The 15,882-nt window shown below is 61.2% G+C and carries 15 protein-coding genes; 8 read left to right on the top strand and 7 right to left on the bottom strand.

Annotation, left to right across the window (positions count from 1 at the left end; translation table 11 throughout):
• The first annotated feature begins 48 nt into the window (after positions 1-48).
• Positions 49-234, top strand: a complete 186-nt coding sequence (locus HBH25_RS00420; protein WP_168080408.1) for a DUF1289 domain-containing protein — start codon at positions 49-51, stop codon at positions 232-234.
• A gap of 73 nt (positions 235-307) precedes the next feature.
• Entirely contained in the window at positions 308-664 is a 357-nt protein-coding gene (locus tag HBH25_RS00415; RefSeq protein ID WP_168080406.1) for a YajD family HNH nuclease, read from the top strand.
• A 144-nt stretch (positions 665-808) separates the two neighbouring features.
• On the opposite strand, the gene deoC is transcribed toward HBH25_RS00415, so the two are convergent.
• Positions 809-1,489, bottom strand: a complete 681-nt coding sequence (deoC, locus tag HBH25_RS00410) for a deoxyribose-phosphate aldolase (protein ID WP_168080404.1) — start codon at positions 1,487-1,489, stop codon at positions 809-811.
• Between the two features lie 98 nt (positions 1,490-1,587).
• Between deoC and deoR the strand changes: the two genes are divergently transcribed.
• Positions 1,588-2,352, top strand: coding sequence for a DNA-binding transcriptional repressor DeoR (gene deoR / locus HBH25_RS00405; RefSeq protein ID WP_168080402.1), 765 nt, complete (start codon positions 1,588-1,590; stop codon positions 2,350-2,352).
• Positions 2,353-2,356: 4 nt separating this feature from the next.
• Here deoR and HBH25_RS00400 read toward each other — a convergent pair whose 3' ends face one another.
• The 3 genes from HBH25_RS00400 to rbsK are packed head-to-tail and all read right to left on the bottom strand — an operon-like array spanning position 2,357 to position 5,720.
• Positions 2,357-3,424, bottom strand: a complete 1,068-nt coding sequence (locus tag HBH25_RS00400) for an aldose 1-epimerase family protein (protein ID WP_168080400.1) — start codon at positions 3,422-3,424, stop codon at positions 2,357-2,359.
• Entirely contained in the window at positions 3,421-4,752 is a 1,332-nt protein-coding gene (fucP, locus tag HBH25_RS00395) for an L-fucose:H+ symporter permease (protein WP_168080398.1), read from the bottom strand. Before fucP ends, HBH25_RS00400 begins: the two co-directional genes overlap by 4 nt.
• A gap of 41 nt (positions 4,753-4,793) precedes the next feature.
• Positions 4,794-5,720 carry a ribokinase gene (rbsK, locus tag HBH25_RS00390; protein ID WP_168080396.1) on the bottom strand — a complete coding sequence of 309 codons (927 nt, stop codon included), beginning with the start codon at positions 5,718-5,720 and terminating at the stop codon, positions 4,794-4,796.
• A gap of 190 nt (positions 5,721-5,910) precedes the next feature.
• Between rbsK and HBH25_RS00385 the strand changes: the two genes are divergently transcribed.
• Complete coding sequence (locus tag HBH25_RS00385) at positions 5,911-6,579, top strand: class I SAM-dependent methyltransferase (RefSeq protein WP_168080394.1); 669 nt, start codon at positions 5,911-5,913, stop codon at positions 6,577-6,579.
• Between the two features lie 36 nt (positions 6,580-6,615).
• On the opposite strand, the gene otnC is transcribed toward HBH25_RS00385, so the two are convergent.
• Together otnC and otnK are read right to left on the bottom strand one after the other, a co-directional pair.
• Positions 6,616-7,254: a 3-oxo-tetronate 4-phosphate decarboxylase gene (gene otnC, locus HBH25_RS00380; RefSeq protein ID WP_168080392.1), complete on the bottom strand. Its 639-nt coding sequence runs from the start codon at positions 7,252-7,254 to the stop codon at positions 6,616-6,618.
• On the bottom strand, positions 7,251-8,546 hold the full coding sequence (gene otnK / locus HBH25_RS00375) for a 3-oxo-tetronate kinase (protein ID WP_168080390.1): 1,296 nt from the start codon (positions 8,544-8,546) through the stop codon (positions 7,251-7,253). The genes otnC and otnK overlap by 4 nt, the downstream gene beginning before the upstream one ends.
• A gap of 216 nt (positions 8,547-8,762) precedes the next feature.
• Here otnK and HBH25_RS00370 point away from each other — a divergent pair, with 216 nt between their 5' ends.
• From HBH25_RS00370 to HBH25_RS00360, 3 genes are all read left to right on the top strand, one after another.
• Complete coding sequence (locus HBH25_RS00370) at positions 8,763-10,136, top strand: homoserine dehydrogenase (RefSeq protein WP_168080388.1); 1,374 nt, start codon at positions 8,763-8,765, stop codon at positions 10,134-10,136.
• A gap of 67 nt (positions 10,137-10,203) precedes the next feature.
• Positions 10,204-11,553, top strand: a complete 1,350-nt coding sequence (locus tag HBH25_RS00365; protein WP_168080386.1) for a GntT/GntP/DsdX family permease — start codon at positions 10,204-10,206, stop codon at positions 11,551-11,553.
• A 45-nt stretch (positions 11,554-11,598) separates the two neighbouring features.
• Complete coding sequence (locus tag HBH25_RS00360) at positions 11,599-12,414, top strand: DeoR/GlpR family DNA-binding transcription regulator (protein WP_324616838.1); 816 nt, start codon at positions 11,599-11,601, stop codon at positions 12,412-12,414.
• A 284-nt stretch (positions 12,415-12,698) separates the two neighbouring features.
• On the opposite strand, the gene HBH25_RS00355 is transcribed toward HBH25_RS00360, so the two are convergent.
• Complete coding sequence (locus HBH25_RS00355) at positions 12,699-15,107, bottom strand: glucose/quinate/shikimate family membrane-bound PQQ-dependent dehydrogenase (RefSeq protein ID WP_168080384.1); 2,409 nt, start codon at positions 15,105-15,107, stop codon at positions 12,699-12,701.
• Between the two features lie 238 nt (positions 15,108-15,345).
• Here HBH25_RS00355 and HBH25_RS00350 point away from each other — a divergent pair, with 238 nt between their 5' ends.
• The gene (locus HBH25_RS00350) at positions 15,346-15,879 is read left to right on the top strand and encodes an RNA polymerase factor sigma-70 (protein ID WP_168080382.1); all 534 of its coding nucleotides are present in this window, start codon (positions 15,346-15,348) and stop codon (positions 15,877-15,879) included.
• Positions 15,880-15,882: the final 3 nt, after the last annotated feature.

Here is a 15,882-nt window from a genome sequence, read left to right as displayed (position 1 = left end):
TGCGAGGGCTCGTTCAGGCTATTTCCCCATTGCCTCAGCGAGGCCCCTTTGGCTAAAGACGTCGAAAACCCCTGTACCTCCAATTGCAAACTCAGCGACGGTGTATGCCGAGGTTGCGGCCGCTCCAAGGAAGAGATCAAAAGCTGGAAAAGCCTCAAGCGCCCCGACAAGGCTGCCGTGGTCAAGCGCGCCCATGAGCGGATGAAAGCGATGAAGGGCAAGAAAAAAAAGTAGGGCTCACCCGGCCCTACTTTTCGTAGCGCTATTGGCTATAAGATAGCGGGGTCTTCTACCCTACGGGTGCACCATGGCCACCGATACGTCCAAACTCGACCGAATTCTCGCCGAAACCCAGCGTGAGCGCGAAAGCGGCTACCGCGACAAGGCGCTCAAGATGTACCCCCACGTATGCGGCCGCTGCGCCCGTGAGTTCGCCGGTAAACGCCTGAGCGAGTTGACGGTGCACCACCGCGACCACAACCATGACAACAACCCTCAGGACGGCTCCAACTGGGAGCTGCTGTGCCTGTATTGCCATGACAACGAGCACGCCCGCTATACCGACCAGCAGTATTTCGGCGAAGGCTCCCTCAGCACACCGAAAGTGGCCAAAGCCACCCACAACCCCTTCGCCGCACTGGCGGGGCTGATGAAGAAGGACTAACGCCGCCTGTTCCCCGGCCCTGCCAAGGCAAGCCGGTAACAAGGTTCGTCCGCTGCGCGAACTCCCACAGGTGTACGCGTACCCTGTGGGACCGGTCGTAGCCGAAGGCGGAGGCCGGGAACCGGACGGCCTGGGAACCTCGGCTCAGTAACCGCTACCGCCCTGCGCACCGGTCACAATGGCAATGCCTGAACTGGTCCCTAGGCGGGTGGCACCGGCCTCGATCATGGCCTGTGCCGTAGCGGCATCGCGTACGCCCCCAGAAGCTTTCACACCCAGGTCCGGGCCGACCACACGGCGCATCAGCGCCACATCCTCCAGCGTCGCGCCACTGCGGCTGAAACCGGTAGAGGTTTTCACAAAGGCCACGCCCAGGTCGCGGCAGATTTCACAGGCGCGCACCTTCTGCGCCTCCTCCAGCAGGCAGGTTTCCAGAATCACCTTCAGCGGTACCTCGCCGCATGCCTTCAATACGGCAGCAATGTCGTCGCGCACGGCATCGAACAGCCCGTCCTTGAGCCAGCCAATGTTAAGCACCATGTCGATTTCACCCGCGCCAGCGGCAATAGCCTCCTGGGTTTCATAGGCTTTGCTGGCGGACAACCCGGCACCCAAGGGGAAGCCCACCACGGCGCACACCTTTACATCGGCACTCTGAAGCTGCTCGACCGCGTAAGGCACGTTCGCGGAGTTCACACACACCGAGTAAAACCCGTGAGTGCGGGCTTCGTTACACAATGTGGCAAGCTGGGCGCGGCTAGCGTCGGCCGCGAGCAAGGTGTGATCGATCATCTTGGCGAGTTCAGCGGGGGAATGCGTGGTCATCGGGCGGTCCTGATCAAAGGGCGGACGTGCAAGCACGTTATTTGATTAACATAAGATGTTAGTATTACAACATACATGACCTACGGCTGGAATGCTCAATGGACGTAAAAAAAACCGATCGGATTCGCATGATCCAGCAGGCGCTACAGGACCAGAAAGCCATTCATTTACGTGAAATGGCCGCGTTGCTTGAAGTGTCCGAGATGACACTGCGCCGCGACCTGAGCCGCCACCCCGAGCAGCTACGGCTGTTGGGGGGGTATATCACCCGCGCCCATGACGAAGCAGAGCCTGGGGACTACCGTGTCACTGAACAAGGCACACGGCATGTGGAAGAGAAACGCCGGATTGGCAAACTGGCCGCCAGCTTTATTCAGCCCGGCGACACCGTGTTCTTCGACTGCGGCACTACGGTTCCCTTCGTTGTCGATTTCATCCCGGATGACCTGGCCTTCACTGCGGTATGCAACTCCTTGAACGTGCTGCTCAAGCTGCAGCAAAAGCCCAATTGCACCCTTGTGTTGTGCGGGGGCAGCTTCCACCGGCAGAACCAGGTGTTCGAAAGCCGCGCCGAGGCCAGCATCCTCAACGAGCTGCGGCTGAGCTGGGCGTTCATCTCTGCCGCCGGCGTAAGCCTGGACCTGGGCGTAACCTGCTTCAACTTCCATGAAGTAGGCGTCAAGCAGCAGGTGATGCGCCAGGCACGGCAATGCATGCTGCTGGCGGATCACTCCAAGTTCGATGCAGTGCGTACCGCCCATTTCGGTGCGCTGGAAAACTTCCACTGCGTGGTCAGCGACAAGAAAATCCCCCGGGCCTACCGTGAGGCCATTGAAGCCCAGGGGGCGCAGCTGGTTATCTAGCGTTTTAAATTGCCAGGGCTTGCCGCTCGCTGGCACTCAGGTAGCCGGTGGTCAGGCTGAACACCGCCCGCTCCCCTGGCGCCAGGCTGCGTACCGTGCCTTTGGCGCGCTCGGCGTGGTAACCCTCTGGCTCGCAGGTGGCCGGCAGTATGAAGGCGCCCACCTGCTGGTCCACATTGTGCAATACCCAGCGCGTGGCATGGCTGAACTGTTCGGGGCTGTAACGGGTGTAGAACGCGGCGCCGTTGGGGTGCTCCAGGAAGAAATGCGCCTGGCCCTGTGCATCGGCCTGCACCCCTTCGAAGAAGCTCACCACTTCAGGGTCATACAGTGCTGGCGAGTCCAGCACCTGCAGCCTGGCCGGGTCCGCGGTCAAGTCGGCCATGTAGGCCTTCCAGTGCTCTGTAGGGTGTACATGGGCCGGCACGCTGGTACGCATCCGCTGGCGCTCGAACCCCAATGGCTGGCTGAAGCGCCCACCTTCCACATAGGCATAATTCATGTGGGCCATGTACATCAGGTCCATGGGCTTGCCGGCCTGGTTGAGCACCTGCATACCGATCTCGAACAACCCGCTGTCCGGCCGCAGGGTCACGCTGGGGCTGGCGCGGTAACGGTCGCCGAAGCCCTGTACATAGTCATAGTCCCCGGCCAGGCGAAGGTAGGCGCCCGCCTCGTCTTCGCCCACTTCCAGCCAGGCACGGTCCATGGGCGCACAGGGCATTTCGCCATGCAGGGGGTGATCGTCTTCAGGGGCTGGGCAGCCATTGCGCAGCAAGCCGGCATGGAACATGAAGCACCCATAGGTGCCCATGATGGTCGGAGTAGGCCGTGGCTGGTCGAACAGGTTCAGCATGGTCAGGTTCTGGCCGTCAAACTCGGCAGCCCAGATCATCTGGCCCTGCCATGGGAGCACCACCAACCGGCCTCGGCTGTTTTCCAGGGACAGCGCTTTTACGCCGCTGGGGTAGGTAAAGGCGTGAGCGCTCAAGTGTTCCGATTCCAGAACAGGCTTGGTGGTGTCGCTCCAGAGTTGCGGGTACAGGGGCAAGCGCATCATTTCTTGGCTCATTGGGGCAGCGCCGTCGCCGCACGGGCGACACGAGGCTGGGGTTGACGAAGGCACCGCAGCGCATAGGCCACGATCACCACGAAGCACAGCAGCGGCACACTATAAGCGATTTGCATGTTGCCGCCGTTGGCATCGCTGAGCAGGCCCTGGAAGATGGGAATCACGCCACCACCTACGATGCTCATCACCAGCAGCGAACCGCCCACGCCAGTGTCTTCACCCAGCCCGTCGATGGTCAGGCCGTAAATGGTCGGCCAGCACGGCCCCAGGAAAATGCTCACGCCCACGGCGGCGTATACGGCCGTGATGTTGGGCACCAGAATGGTATAGGCCAGCAACACAATGCACAGTACGCCGTAGAGGGCCAGCACCTTGGCGGGGTGCAACTTGCGCATCAGCAGGTTGGCGACCATCTTGCCTACGAAGTAGGCCGCGAACGTGGTCAGCAGGAACCAGGAAGCACTGCGTTCATTCATACCCCCCATCTGCATGGCCAGGCGAATGGTAAAGCTCCATACGCCCACCTGAGCGCCTACGTACAGGAACTGGGTGAGCACACCGAAGCAGAAGCGCGGGTTTCGACGCAGCCGCCCGAGGCTTTCACCGATACTGGCCTTGGGTGTGGCCTCGGTGCGGTTGCCCTTGCACGCGGGGAAGCGCGTGAAGGCAATAAGCACGAACATCAGGGCCAGCACCGCAATCATCCACTGGTACGGCAACAGGGTGGACTGGATCATCTCCAGCTGTTGTACAGCAGCGTCAGCCGGGGTCATCTGGGTGAGTTGTTCACGGGTGGCGTCGGTGTCCTTGAACATCACGAAGCTGCCCACGTACACGCCGGTCATGGCACCGAACGGGTGGAAGGTCTGTGAAATGTTCAAGCGGCGGGTACCGGATTCCCGTGGCCCCATCAGGGTGGAATAGGTGTTGCTGGCCGTTTCCAGGAACGACAGGCCTGCCGCGATCACGAACAGCGCCATCAGGAACATGCTGTACTTGGCCATGGACGCGGCCGGGAAGAACAGCGAGCAGCCGGCCATGTACAGCACCAGGCCCACCAGAATGGTGGTCTTGTAACTGAACCGACGCACCACAATGGCCGCAGGAATCGCCACGAAGAAGTAACCCAGGTAGAACGCCGACTGTACAAAGGCCGTCTGGAAATCACTGAGCAGGAACGCCTTCTTGAAGTGGGCGATCAACACGTCGTTCATGCTGGCCGCCGCCGCCCACAACGCGAAGATGCAGCACAGCAGGAAAAAGGCAAACCAGGGGGTACGGTTCAGGTAGAACCCGTCCGCCGAGGGTTGCAGCGCAGGCTTGTTCATTATTGTTCTCCGCGAAAAGCAGTTGAGAGGTGTTAGCCGGATCAGGCAGGCAAGGGTGCGCTAAAAAGAGCGAAGGCTGCCGTATCCGGATAGGAAGATTGCGTACCTAGGCCGGTGACTGAGCAGGCCGAATAGGCCACGGCCTGTTGCATGGCACGGTGGATATCGCCGTCCCGGCTCCAGTGATGGGCAAAGCAGCCGATGAAGGCATCGCCTGCACCCGACGTGTCCCGTGCATCCACGCGGTGGCCTTCAACACGCCACTCACCCTGCTCGCCCACGTAGAGTGCACCCTGCTCGCCGAGGGTGACGATCACATGGCGTACGCCCTCCTCCAACAGGCTGCGAGCCGCTTTGGCGGCAGCCTCAGCCGAATCCACGGGCTGGCCAGTGAGCAGGGCCAGCTCGCTTTCGTTAGGCACCAAAAAATCCAGCCGCCCCAGGTGCTGGCGGCTCAGCCCCGCCACCGCAGGGGCCGGGTTCAGTAATACGGGCACCCCCAGCCGATGGGCTACGTCAATGGCGTGGTACACACTGGCCAGCTCGATCTCCAGCTGAAGCACGATCAACGCGCAGTCGCGCAGCAGCGGCTCGGCGCGGTCGATGTCTGCCGGCGTCAGGTGGGCATTGGCCCCTTTGACGATCAGGATGCTGTTGTGGGAATTCTCTTGCACGAAAATGGGCGCCACGCCACTGGACACTCCGGGCACGCGCTCCACGAAGCGGGTGTCGATCCCCAGCCGCTGGAAGTTGGCCAGGGTGGTGTCTGCAAAGGCATCGTCGCCCACCTTGGTCACCATCATCACATGGGCGCCCAGCAAGGCGGCAGCTGCGGCCTGGTTGGCCCCCTTCCCACCACACCCCATGGCAAAGCGTGGTGCTTCCAGTGTTTCGCCCTGCGCGGGCATCCGATCGATGTAGGTGATCAGGTCGACCATATTGCTGCCGATGACTGCAATTTTTTTCATTGTTATGAAGCCTCACACGCTCTGGCAGGTGCACCCGAGCATTGGTATTTGTGTTATTTAAATAACATTTAGTGTGAGTATTCAATCTTTATTTTCTGACGCCTTTACATCGTCGTTGCAGACCTGAGCGGCTGGGGCTACTTTTCCTACACCACCTTGGATGTTTCCTTATAAGCCGTCTGGATGCCCCATGATTACCCTTGAAGACCTCAAGCGCTTTATCGCTAACCCTGAGCTGACCGACGACATCGGCAGAATCTGGGACCTGATCGGTGAGCATTACGCGCAAGCACAGGCCTCCCTTCCCCCCGAGCACGCCATGGCCCGGCGAGAACTGTCTTTTCATGACCACGTGCGGCTGCTGGGCTACCTGGCGCTTTTACTAACGGACGTACCAGGCGATGTCGTCGAAATCGGCGTATGGAAAGGCAAATCCCTGGTGCTGATGAATGAGATCTGCAACCACGAGCGGCGGGTGATCGGGATCGACCCGTTCGTGCTGCCGAGGCAGTTCGAGGAATTCAGCCACTACAAAAACCTGCTGCTGCCCGATGCGCATATTCTGCGTGGGTTCTCGGAACTGTGCGCCGAACGGTTCCAGGCGCTCTCACCCAGGGTCGCCTTGTTGCATATCGATGGCGGCCACGAGGGCCGCAATGTGCTGCTGGACTTTTTGCTCTACGCACCCAGCGTGGTGTCAGGCGGGTTTGTCGTGTTCGACGACTACCGGGACTTCACCCATTCGCCAGAGGTAGGCCCTGCGGTGGACCTGCTGCGGGCCGGCGGGTACTTCAAAGGCTTCAACATTCTCGGCGCCGTCAATGGGTTCGAGAACAGCTACTTGATTCAACGGCTATAACCCAAGCCTGGCCCTTGCACGGCGCAAGGGCCACGGTCACCAACGCGTACCGAACTGCTCCTCCAACTCGGCCAACGCCGCGTCACTCAACGGCGCCGGGCGCGGCTGGGTGCTCAACCAGAGCTTGGCGGTTTCTTCCAACTCTTCCAGGGCATAGCTGGCTTTGCTGACCGAGCTTTCCCATACCACCGGGCCCAGCCGCTCCAGCATTACCCCACGGACCCGTGTCGCGACCTGGGCCACCTGCTCGGCGACCAGGGGTGAACCAGGGCGCTGATAACCCACCAAGGGTATCTGCCCTACTTTCATCACCTGATAGGGCGTGATGGGCGGGAGGATACAGCCAGACTGCCACACCCCAGCAAGGGTCAAGGCCACCAAAGCGGTGGAGTGGGTATGCACCACGCCCCCCACGGTGGGGTTGCGGTCGTACACCTGGCGGTGCAGGGCCAGGGTTTTGGAGGGCTTGTCGCCACTGACCCATTCACCGGCCTGGTTCACCTTTGCAATTCGGGCAGGATCAAGCCGGCCCAGGCAGGCATCGGTGGGTGTAATCAGCCAGCCATCCTCCAGTCGCGCACTGATGTTGCCAGCGCTGCCCACTGTGTAACCGCGACCGTAGAGGCTGTGGCCCACCACACAGATTTCTTCGCGCAGCTGTGCTTCCTGGCTCATGCCCAGTCTCCCGCCAGGCGGCGCAGCGCCTTGTCAAAGAAATCCACGCTACCGAAATTGCCGGATTTAAGTGTCAGCGCGAAGGGCGCCTCTGGCCCCAGCGCCAGGGTTACCGGCACACCAGGGTCGATCTGACGTCCGATCTGCAAGGCCTTTACCCCCAATGCCTGCACCACGGCGCCGGAGGTTTCGCCACCGGCCACCACAAAACGACGAATGCCTTGGGCGTACAGGGCACGGGCGATGTCGCCCAAGGCCTGCTCCACCAGTTCGCCTGCTCGGGCCACGCCCAACTGGGCCTGTACCGCTTTCACTTCATCAGGCTGGCTGGTGGCATACACCAGCACAGGCACTTCATGGGCTGTGGCAAAGGCCACGGCCTCGGCGACCGCGGGTTCACCCGCCGCCAGGGCCAGCGGGTCGAGTTTAAAGCCCGGCCGCCCGGCAGCGAGCCAGACCGCGACCTGGCCATTGGTGGCCTTGGAGGCGCTGCCGGCCAGTACCACCCCAGGACCAGTAGACCCTGGCAGCTCAGAGGCCTCGCCGTTGTTGAGCAGCCCTTTACGGCGGAAGTTGGCTGGCAAGCCCAGCGCTACTCCGGACCCACCCGTGATCAGCCTGAACGCCTTGCAGGCTTCCCCCAGGGTCATCAGGTCGGGGTTGCTGATGGCATCGGCAATGGCCACTGCTACCCCTTCCTGGCGCAACTGCTCGAACCGTGCGGCGACGCCTTTCACCCCTTCGGCAATATGGTCGTAACGCACCAGGCCCACGGCGCCTTGGGTTTGCGCCTGCAGCACCCGAACCAGGTTGGCGTCGGTCATGGGTGTGAGTGGGTGGTGCTCCATGCCGGACTCGCTCAGCAGCGCGTCCTGCACAAACAAGTGGCCGCGGAACACAGTGCGCCCCGCTTCAGGAAAGGCCGGGCAGGCGATGGTAAAGCGTTCGCCCAGGGCCTCCATCAGCGCCTCGGTCACCGGCCCGATATTGCCTTGGGCGGTGGAATCGAAGGTTGAGCAGTATTTGAAAAAGAATTGCTGACAGCCTTGGGCTTGAAGCCACTGCAACGCGTGCAGCGCGGCCTCCACGGCATCAGTGGCCGAAACGGTACGCGACTTGAGCGCAACGACCAGCGCCTGGGCATCAGGTGCAAAGGCTTCACCGGGGGCTGGAATGCCAATGGTCTGGACCGTGCGCATGCCGCCACGTACCAAGATGTTGGCCAGGTCGGTCGCGCCGGTGAAATCGTCGGCAATGCACCCCAGCAGGGGTTGGGTGTGACTGGAGGTCATTGGGGGTCCTCAGGTATACGCTAGGCTTTCACAAATATGCACATCACCACAGGTGAAAACGCTGCTGCCAAGTGCTTATGTAAGGCATGCTACCTTATGACGTTATTATTTGTTAAATAATTTGACTTATATGTTAATTCCTCACTATGGTTAGCCATCGGTTGGCCATCCCTTGTGTGGCTGCCTACTACAACAAGCGCCCTAACGAGGATGCCTATGAATTTCCAGCTGCTGTTTGCCGACCATGCCCGCACCCCTGTGCGCTATGCCCTGACGGGCGCCAAGGGCGGCTTTTCCCGCACGCTGCTGGCGCAGACCCGCCTGATGCCCAACCTGGTGCCTGCCGTGCTGTGCGACCTGGACGTACCAGGTTTGCGGGCGTTGTGCCTGGAGCTGGGCTTCAGTGAGACGCAACTGGTTGAATGCATCAGCGCCCAAGCCGTTGCAGCTGCCGCCGAGGACGCCATTGTGCTGGTCGCCGACGTCGCCCTGCTCGACACCGCGCGCTACGACATTCTGGTAGAAGCCACAGGCAACCCGGCCATCGGCCATGCCTGCGCCGTCACCGCGCTCAACGCCAAACGTCACGTAGCCATGGTGAGCAAAGAAGTGGATTCAGTGGCTGGCATTGCCCTGTCACGGCTGGCAGCCAAACAAGGTGTGGTCTACACCACGGCCGACGGTGACCAGCCTGCCAACCTGATCGGCTGGGTGAGCTGGACCCGCACCCTGGGGCTGGAGATCGTCGCTGCGGGCAAATCCAGCGAATATGATCTGGTGTTCGATCCCGCCACGGGCATGATCACGCAGCTGGATGAGACCTTTGCAGCACCCGCCATGGCCAGCCTGCTGACCTTGGGCGACGACATTCCCGCTACCCTGGCCGCACGCCGCGCTGCCCTGAACGGGCGCAAGACCAGCGCCACAGCGGACTACTGCGAAATGAGCGTGGTGGGCACCAACACTGAGCTGGTGACCGATGTGGAGCTGATGCACTACCCCATTGCCCGCACAGCCGAACTGGCCGATGTATACGCGCTGCGCGAAGACGGCGGCATTCTAGGCAGCACGGGTGTAATCGACGTGTTCAATGTGCTGCGCTTGCCCGAAGAAGCCAGCTTTGCTGGCGGCGTATTTGTGGTGGTACGCACCCACGACTCCCCCACCTGGGAACTGCTGGCGCAAAAGGGCCATGTGGTCAGCCGCAACCGCCGCTATGCCTGCCTCTACCTGCCCTACCACTTCATGGGCGTTGAAACGCCCATCACCCTGCTCAATGCAGTGTTGCACAACAGGGCCTCGGGCAGCGCCACCCCTAGCCAGTGCGTGGTGCTGGCAGGCCGGGCCACCTCGGCCATTACCGCCGGCACCGTACTCAACATGGGCGGCCACCACCACGATGTGACCGGCGTACAAGCCGTGCTGCTGCCCAGGGCAGATGCTCCCGATGATGTCGCACCGCTGTACCTGGCCGCACATGCCACGGCAGCCCGGGACATCGCCGCCGAGGCGCTGATCACCCTGGATGACCTCAAGGGCTACAGCCCGGTGCTGCGAGCCGCCTGGGAGGCGGGCCTGCAACCGGCCTGATTCCGCTGCTTCTGCCGGTGCGCACCCCTGGGTGCGCCTACCCACTGCCTTCAGGTTCTACAACAACATGAATAATGAACTGCTTACCCTGGCCCTTGCGGCTGGCGCGATTGTGGTACTGATCCTGCTGATCACCCGCTTCAAGCTCAACCCTTTTCTGGCCCTGACGTTAACGGCGCTGGGCCTGGGGATCGCCGCGGGCGTGGGTGCCAACGACAGCATCGAGCACTTTGCCAAAGGCTTTGGCGCAGCACTGGCCAAAACCGGCCCGGTGATCGGCCTGGGCACGCTTTTGGGCGGGATATTGCTGGGTTCTGGGGGCGCAGACCGTATCGCCAACGCCTTTATCGGCAAGCGCCCGGTGCAGTACGTGCCCTACGCCGTGTGTGCAGCGGCGCTGCTCATCGGCATGCCGCACCTGTTCGACGTCAGCTTCATCATGCTGGCCCCGCTGGTGTACACCGTGGCCAAGCGCACCCACACTCACCTGCTGTACATCGGCCTGCCCCTGGCGGCAGGCCTGTATACGTCTCACGGGTTGTTGCCCCCACACCCGGCGCCTATGCTGGCTGTGACGGCCTACCATGCCAACACCGGCCTGACCATTTTCTACGGCCTGCTGATCGGTATTCCAGCAGCCTTGTTGACGGGGCCGGTGTTTACCAAGCTGATAGCGCCCTGGTTCGGCCCGGCGCCTGACCTGACCTCAGGCCCGGTGGGCACGCGTGACGACAGTGCCACGGCCAACCCGGTGGGCCTATTGCCGGCCATCGTGGCCGTGCTGCTACCTCCTGGCCTGATGCTGATCGGCACCTTGGGCATGGCCTTTACTGTGAAAGGCACCCTGGCCTATTCGGTTTATACGGGGTTGAACAACCCGATCCTGTCCCTGCTGGCCGCCGTCATCTTTGCCTTCTTCGCGTTGGGGTTGCGGTCTGGCTTCGACCTTGGGCAGGTCGGCAAAATGGCCAACAAAGGCCTGGCGCCCCTTGGGGCCATTCTCCTGATCCTGGGCGCCGGTGGCGGCTTCAAGCAGATGCTTAGCGCCATTGAGCTGGATCAGTTGATTACGCATCACGCCTCAGGCTGGCTGATAAACCCGCTGATTCTGGCCTGGGGCATCGCTGCGCTGCTGCGTATCTGCATCGGCTCGGCCACGGTCGCTACCGTAGCGGCTACCGGCATCGTAGCGCCCTTCGCGCTGGCCAACCCGGGCCTGTCACCGGAGTTACTGGTGCTGGCCACAGCCTCGGGTGCAGTGATGCTGTCTCACGTCAATGACTCAGGGTTCTGGCTGTTCAAGGAATACTTTCAGTTGTCCGTGGCCCAGACGTTCCGCACCTGGACGCTGATGCTGTGCCTGCAATCACTGGTCGGTCTGATTGGCGTGCTGACGATCGAAGCCGTGATCGGCTAACATGGCCGCGCCCCGCAACCCGTGGGGCGCAGGAGCCTACCGCACGTGAAAGACCCTTTGCCCGCCCCGTCCTCCGGCCCGATCATTCCTGATCAACGCCGTGAACAGATACTGCGTCAGCTGCGCCGCCACCAGGTGCTGTCGGTCCATCAGCTGATGGACATGTTCGACTGCTCCCACATGACCATCCGCCGCGACATCGCCGTGCTGGAAAAAGACGGCCAGGCCTATTCGGTGCCTGGCGGTGTACGCATTGCCAGTGCCGTAGCCACCGAACCCAGCCACCAAAGCAAGGCCGTTGCCGAGCTGCCACATAAACAGGCCATGGCGGCGCAGGCGGCACAGGCCTTGCACCCGAACATGACACTTTACCTGGACGCTGGCACTACTACGTTGGCGTTGGTGCCTCACATCTGCGCACTGACCGGCATGACTGTGGTCACTAATGATTTCTCCATTGTGATGGCGCTGGCCGAGGCGCAACACGTCACGGTGATCCATACCGGTGGCGTGTTGGACCACCCCAACCTCTCCGGTGTGGGAGACCTGGCCGCCGAAACCCTTTCACGTATCGCCACTGACGTAGCCTTCATGTCCACAGCATCCTGGGACCTCAAGCGCGGCATCACCACGCCTTCACCCGCCAAAGTGGCTGTCAAGCGTGCTGCCATGGCGGGGGCTTCCAAGCGCATATTGATCGCTACCAGCAGTAAGTACGGCACCTTTGGCATGTACAAGATCGCGCCGCTGCAAGACTTTGACCTGATCATTACAGATGTGGGGTTGGCGGAGGCTGCTGCTGGGGGGGTGGCACAGGAGGGGGTAGAATTGGCTCTGGTGAGCGTGCCTGGGCTCGACTGAGTGTACAACTTCAGGGCCTGTTCCCTGGCTTCGCCAGGTCCCACAGGGCAGGCAATGCCTGGCACTGTGGGAGCCTGCGGCAGCGGGCGAACCTGGCAAACAGGGCAGGCAATGCCTAGCACTGTGAGAGCCTGCGGCAGCAGGCGAACCTGGCAAACAGGGCAGGCAATGCCTAGCACTGTGAGAGCCTGCGGCAGCAGGCGAACCTGGCAAACAGGGCAGGCAATGCCTGGCACTGTAGGAGCCTGCGGCAGCGGGCGAACCTGGCAAACAGGTGGTGCGGCTTATTTGTCAGGCAACGCGTAGGCAATCAACGCATCGCCCATCTTGGTGCCAAACGACCCATGGCCGCCCGCCATGATCACGATGTACTGCTTGCCGTTCATCTCATAGGTCATAGGTGTAGCCTGGCCCCCATAGGGCAAACGCTCTTCCCATACCAGGTCGCCATTGGTCACGTTATAGGCGCGAATGTAGTTGTCCTGGGTCCCGGCGATGAACATCAAGTTGCCTGCCGTGGAGATAGGCCCGCCCAACATGGGTACGCCGATCTTCAAGGGTGGCAGCTGGATGCCTTTGAGGCTGTCGCGGATGGTACCGATACGTTTGCGCCACACCACGTCATGGCTCTTCATGTCCACGCCCGCCACGTAACCCCAGGCCGGCTCTTTGCAAGGCAGGCCAAAGGGTGACAGGAATGCATTGATTTCCACACCGAAAGGCACGCCGTATTGGGGCTGAATACCCAATTCGGTGCCAGTACCCGTACCCGTCAGGCCCTCTTTAGGCCACAGCGGGTTGTTCGGCCCACGCGGAATGAGCTTGGACACGAATGGCAACGCCATGGGGTTCATCAACGCCACTTGGCGGTCGCTGTTCACCGAAATACCGCCCCATTCGAACACACCCAGGTTGCCTGGGAATACCAGGGTGCCCTGCTCCGAAGGTGGGGTGTATTGGCCACGGTACGACAGGCGCTTGAAGATCACCCGGCAGACCATCTGGTCAAACATGGTGGCGCCCCACATGTCCTTGTCGGCCAGGGTCTGGATAGACGTTAGGTTCAGCGCAGAACGTGGCTGAGTCGGGCTTACCCGGTCGCCGGGTGCCGCTTCGCCAGCAGGCACAGGCATTTCCGTCACTGGCACGATGGGTTTGCCATCGCGGCGGTCCAGCACAAACAGGTTGCCGGCCTTGGTGGGCACGTACACGGCCGGCGCTGTTTCGCCTGAAGCCGTCTTTACGTCAGCCAGGGTGGGCTGCGCCGGTACGTCCATGTCCCACAGGTCGTGGTGGGTAGTCTGGAAGCTCCACACCAGTTTGCCCGTGGTGGCGTTAAGCGCCAGAACTGCACTGGCATAGCGCTCCATGTTGGGCGTGCGGTTGCCGCCCCAGATATCGGGCGTCGGGTTGCCTGTTGGCACGTACACAACGTCCATTTTGGGGTCGTAGGCCAGCGGTGCCCAGGCATTGGGCGAGTTGTTCACCAGCGTTTGGCCTGGGCCAGGAATGGCATTAGGGTTTTCGGCGCCCGTGTCGAACACCCACTTCAGCTCGCCGGTGTTCACGTCGTAACCGCGCAGCGCACCCGAGGGCTCATGTACAGACAGGTTGTCCGTGACCGAACCACCAATCACGATAGTGGTACCGGTGATTACCGGGGGCGACGTCGGCTCCAGGCCACCTGGGTAGGTGTAGGGGTGCATCTGCTTGAGGTCCAGCTCGCCGTTGTCTGCGAACTCGCTGCAACGCTGGCCATTGTCAGCGTTGATCGCGAACAGGCGGCCATCGTTGACCGGCAGGTAGACCTTGCGTGGGCAACTGGTCTGGGCAGGCGCCACATTGGCCAGGCTGGCCGCAAATTCAGCGGTATTGGCCTGGTCGTAATAGGACACGCCGCGGCAGGTCAAATGCTGGAAGGAAGGGTCTGCCTTGAGCTTGGGGTCAAAGCGCCATTTTTCCTTGCCGGTAGCGGGGTCCAGCGCCACCAGCACTTGGTGCGTGGTGCAAATGAACATGTTGTCGCCAATCTTGATAGGCGTCAGTTCGTTAGTGGTTTCCCCCGAGTCATTGCTGGTCATGAACTCACCACTGCGGTAAGTCCACGCCACTTTCAGGTCTTTCACGTTCTTTTCGTTGATCTGACTAAGCGGCGAATAACGCTCGCCGGCTTGAGTGCGCCCGTAGGCGGGCCAATCAGCTGGGTTGACCCCTTCAATAGGCTGCGCCTGCTGGGGCTGGGCCGCTGCAAAGCTGCCGTTGATTTCCTGAGGGTCATTGAACATGGAATACACCAGCACGCAGATGGCGAATGCCAAGGTAAACGCAAGGAACCCCTTACCTGCCTTAAGCGCCGGGCCAAACCCTCGCGTAATGGCTGGGATCAGCAGCCACAGGCCGAGCACCCCCAGGATGTCCAGCCGAGGCACCAGCGCCCAGAAGTCCGTGCCGGCTTCCCACAGGCCCCAGCCGACCGTAGCCAGCATCAGCAGGCCATACAGCCACAGCGATGCGGGAGAGCGACGCCCTAGCAGCCCTGCAAAGACCAGCAATACCACACCGGCGATCAGGTAGTACGCCGACCCTCCCAATGTGATCAGCCAGCCACCGCCAATCAGCAATGCCAGGCCAAACAAGGCGGCAATAAAGACGGTGAAATTTCTTAAGCCCGATGGGTTTGACACTGTGTTCATGGGTGTTTTCTCTAATAGCCCTGCTGACTGGACTGCCCCACTAAAACTTGGTTCCAATAATCCAGCCGCCACCAAGAAGGTGGCCAAATGCCTATGCCGCCTCGCTCTCACCTGCCAGGCAGCAAAAGGCATATATTTTGAAACATTTTATTTGACACTGAGAATCGTTCTCACTACCGTTTGCGCTCCGCCTGCGACCTAAACGCGCAGGCCTCACTTTTCGAGCAAGGAGCTGGCCATGCATGAACCCCTGTTCTGCACTACCGAAGAGTCTTCCCTGATCCAGGCTTTTCTGGACAACCGTACGACCCTTATCAAAATTGCCGCTCGTATCACCGGGTGCCGGTCACGGGCCGAGGATGTGGTCCAGGACGCCTTCTTCCGCCTTCGACGTTCCCCTTCGGCAGCGTCCATTCGTGGGCATTTGAGCTACCTCTATCAAACGGTCCGCAACCTGGCGATCGACCACTACCGCAAGCAGGTGTCGGAAAAACGCTATTACAGCCCCGAGGAAGACGGCTTCAATGTGGCCCTTCATGGCGCATCCCCTGAAGCCTTGCACCTGAACCAGGCCACGCTGGAAGTGATTGCCGAACAACTGACCCAACTGCCCGAACGTACGCAGTACGCGTTCGAGATGTACTGCCTGCATGGCATCCCTCAAAAGGTGATTGCCAGCGAATTGGGCGTCTCCCCTACCCTGGTCAATTTCATGATTCGCGATGCCGTGCAGCTGTGCCGCCAGGCCGGTGATTGCACGACACCGGCCTGAGCA

It is taken from the genome of Pseudomonas quercus (genome assembly GCF_012033695.1).
Taxonomy (GTDB): domain Bacteria; phylum Pseudomonadota; class Gammaproteobacteria; order Pseudomonadales; family Pseudomonadaceae; genus Aquipseudomonas; species Aquipseudomonas quercus.
The sequence above is the reverse complement of the archived record's forward strand: the minus strand, read 5'-3'. Positions and strand labels throughout refer to the sequence as shown.

Coding starts and splice junctions, on each gene's coding strand:
- HBH25_RS00415 (WP_168080406.1), top strand. CDS start 308: ATGGCCACCGATACGTCCAAACTCGACCGAATTCTCGCCGAAACCCAG.
- otnC (WP_168080392.1), bottom strand. CDS start 7,254: ATGAGCCAGGAAGCACAGCTGCGCGAAGAAATCTGTGTGGTGGGCCAC.
- HBH25_RS00350 (WP_168080382.1), top strand. CDS start 15,346: ATGCATGAACCCCTGTTCTGCACTACCGAAGAGTCTTCCCTGATCCAG.
- otnK (WP_168080390.1), bottom strand. CDS start 8,546: ATGACCTCCAGTCACACCCAACCCCTGCTGGGGTGCATTGCCGACGAT.
- HBH25_RS00385 (WP_168080394.1), top strand. CDS start 5,911: ATGATTACCCTTGAAGACCTCAAGCGCTTTATCGCTAACCCTGAGCTG.
- deoC (WP_168080404.1), bottom strand. CDS start 1,489: ATGACCACGCATTCCCCCGCTGAACTCGCCAAGATGATCGATCACACC.
- HBH25_RS00400 (WP_168080400.1), bottom strand. CDS start 3,424: ATGAGCCAAGAAATGATGCGCTTGCCCCTGTACCCGCAACTCTGGAGC.
- HBH25_RS00355 (WP_168080384.1), bottom strand. CDS start 15,107: ATGAACACAGTGTCAAACCCATCGGGCTTAAGAAATTTCACCGTCTTT.
- HBH25_RS00370 (WP_168080388.1), top strand. CDS start 8,763: ATGAATTTCCAGCTGCTGTTTGCCGACCATGCCCGCACCCCTGTGCGC.
- HBH25_RS00365 (WP_168080386.1), top strand. CDS start 10,204: ATGAATAATGAACTGCTTACCCTGGCCCTTGCGGCTGGCGCGATTGTG.
- fucP (WP_168080398.1), bottom strand. CDS start 4,752: ATGAACAAGCCTGCGCTGCAACCCTCGGCGGACGGGTTCTACCTGAAC.
- deoR (WP_168080402.1), top strand. CDS start 1,588: ATGGACGTAAAAAAAACCGATCGGATTCGCATGATCCAGCAGGCGCTA.
- rbsK (WP_168080396.1), bottom strand. CDS start 5,720: ATGAAAAAAATTGCAGTCATCGGCAGCAATATGGTCGACCTGATCACC.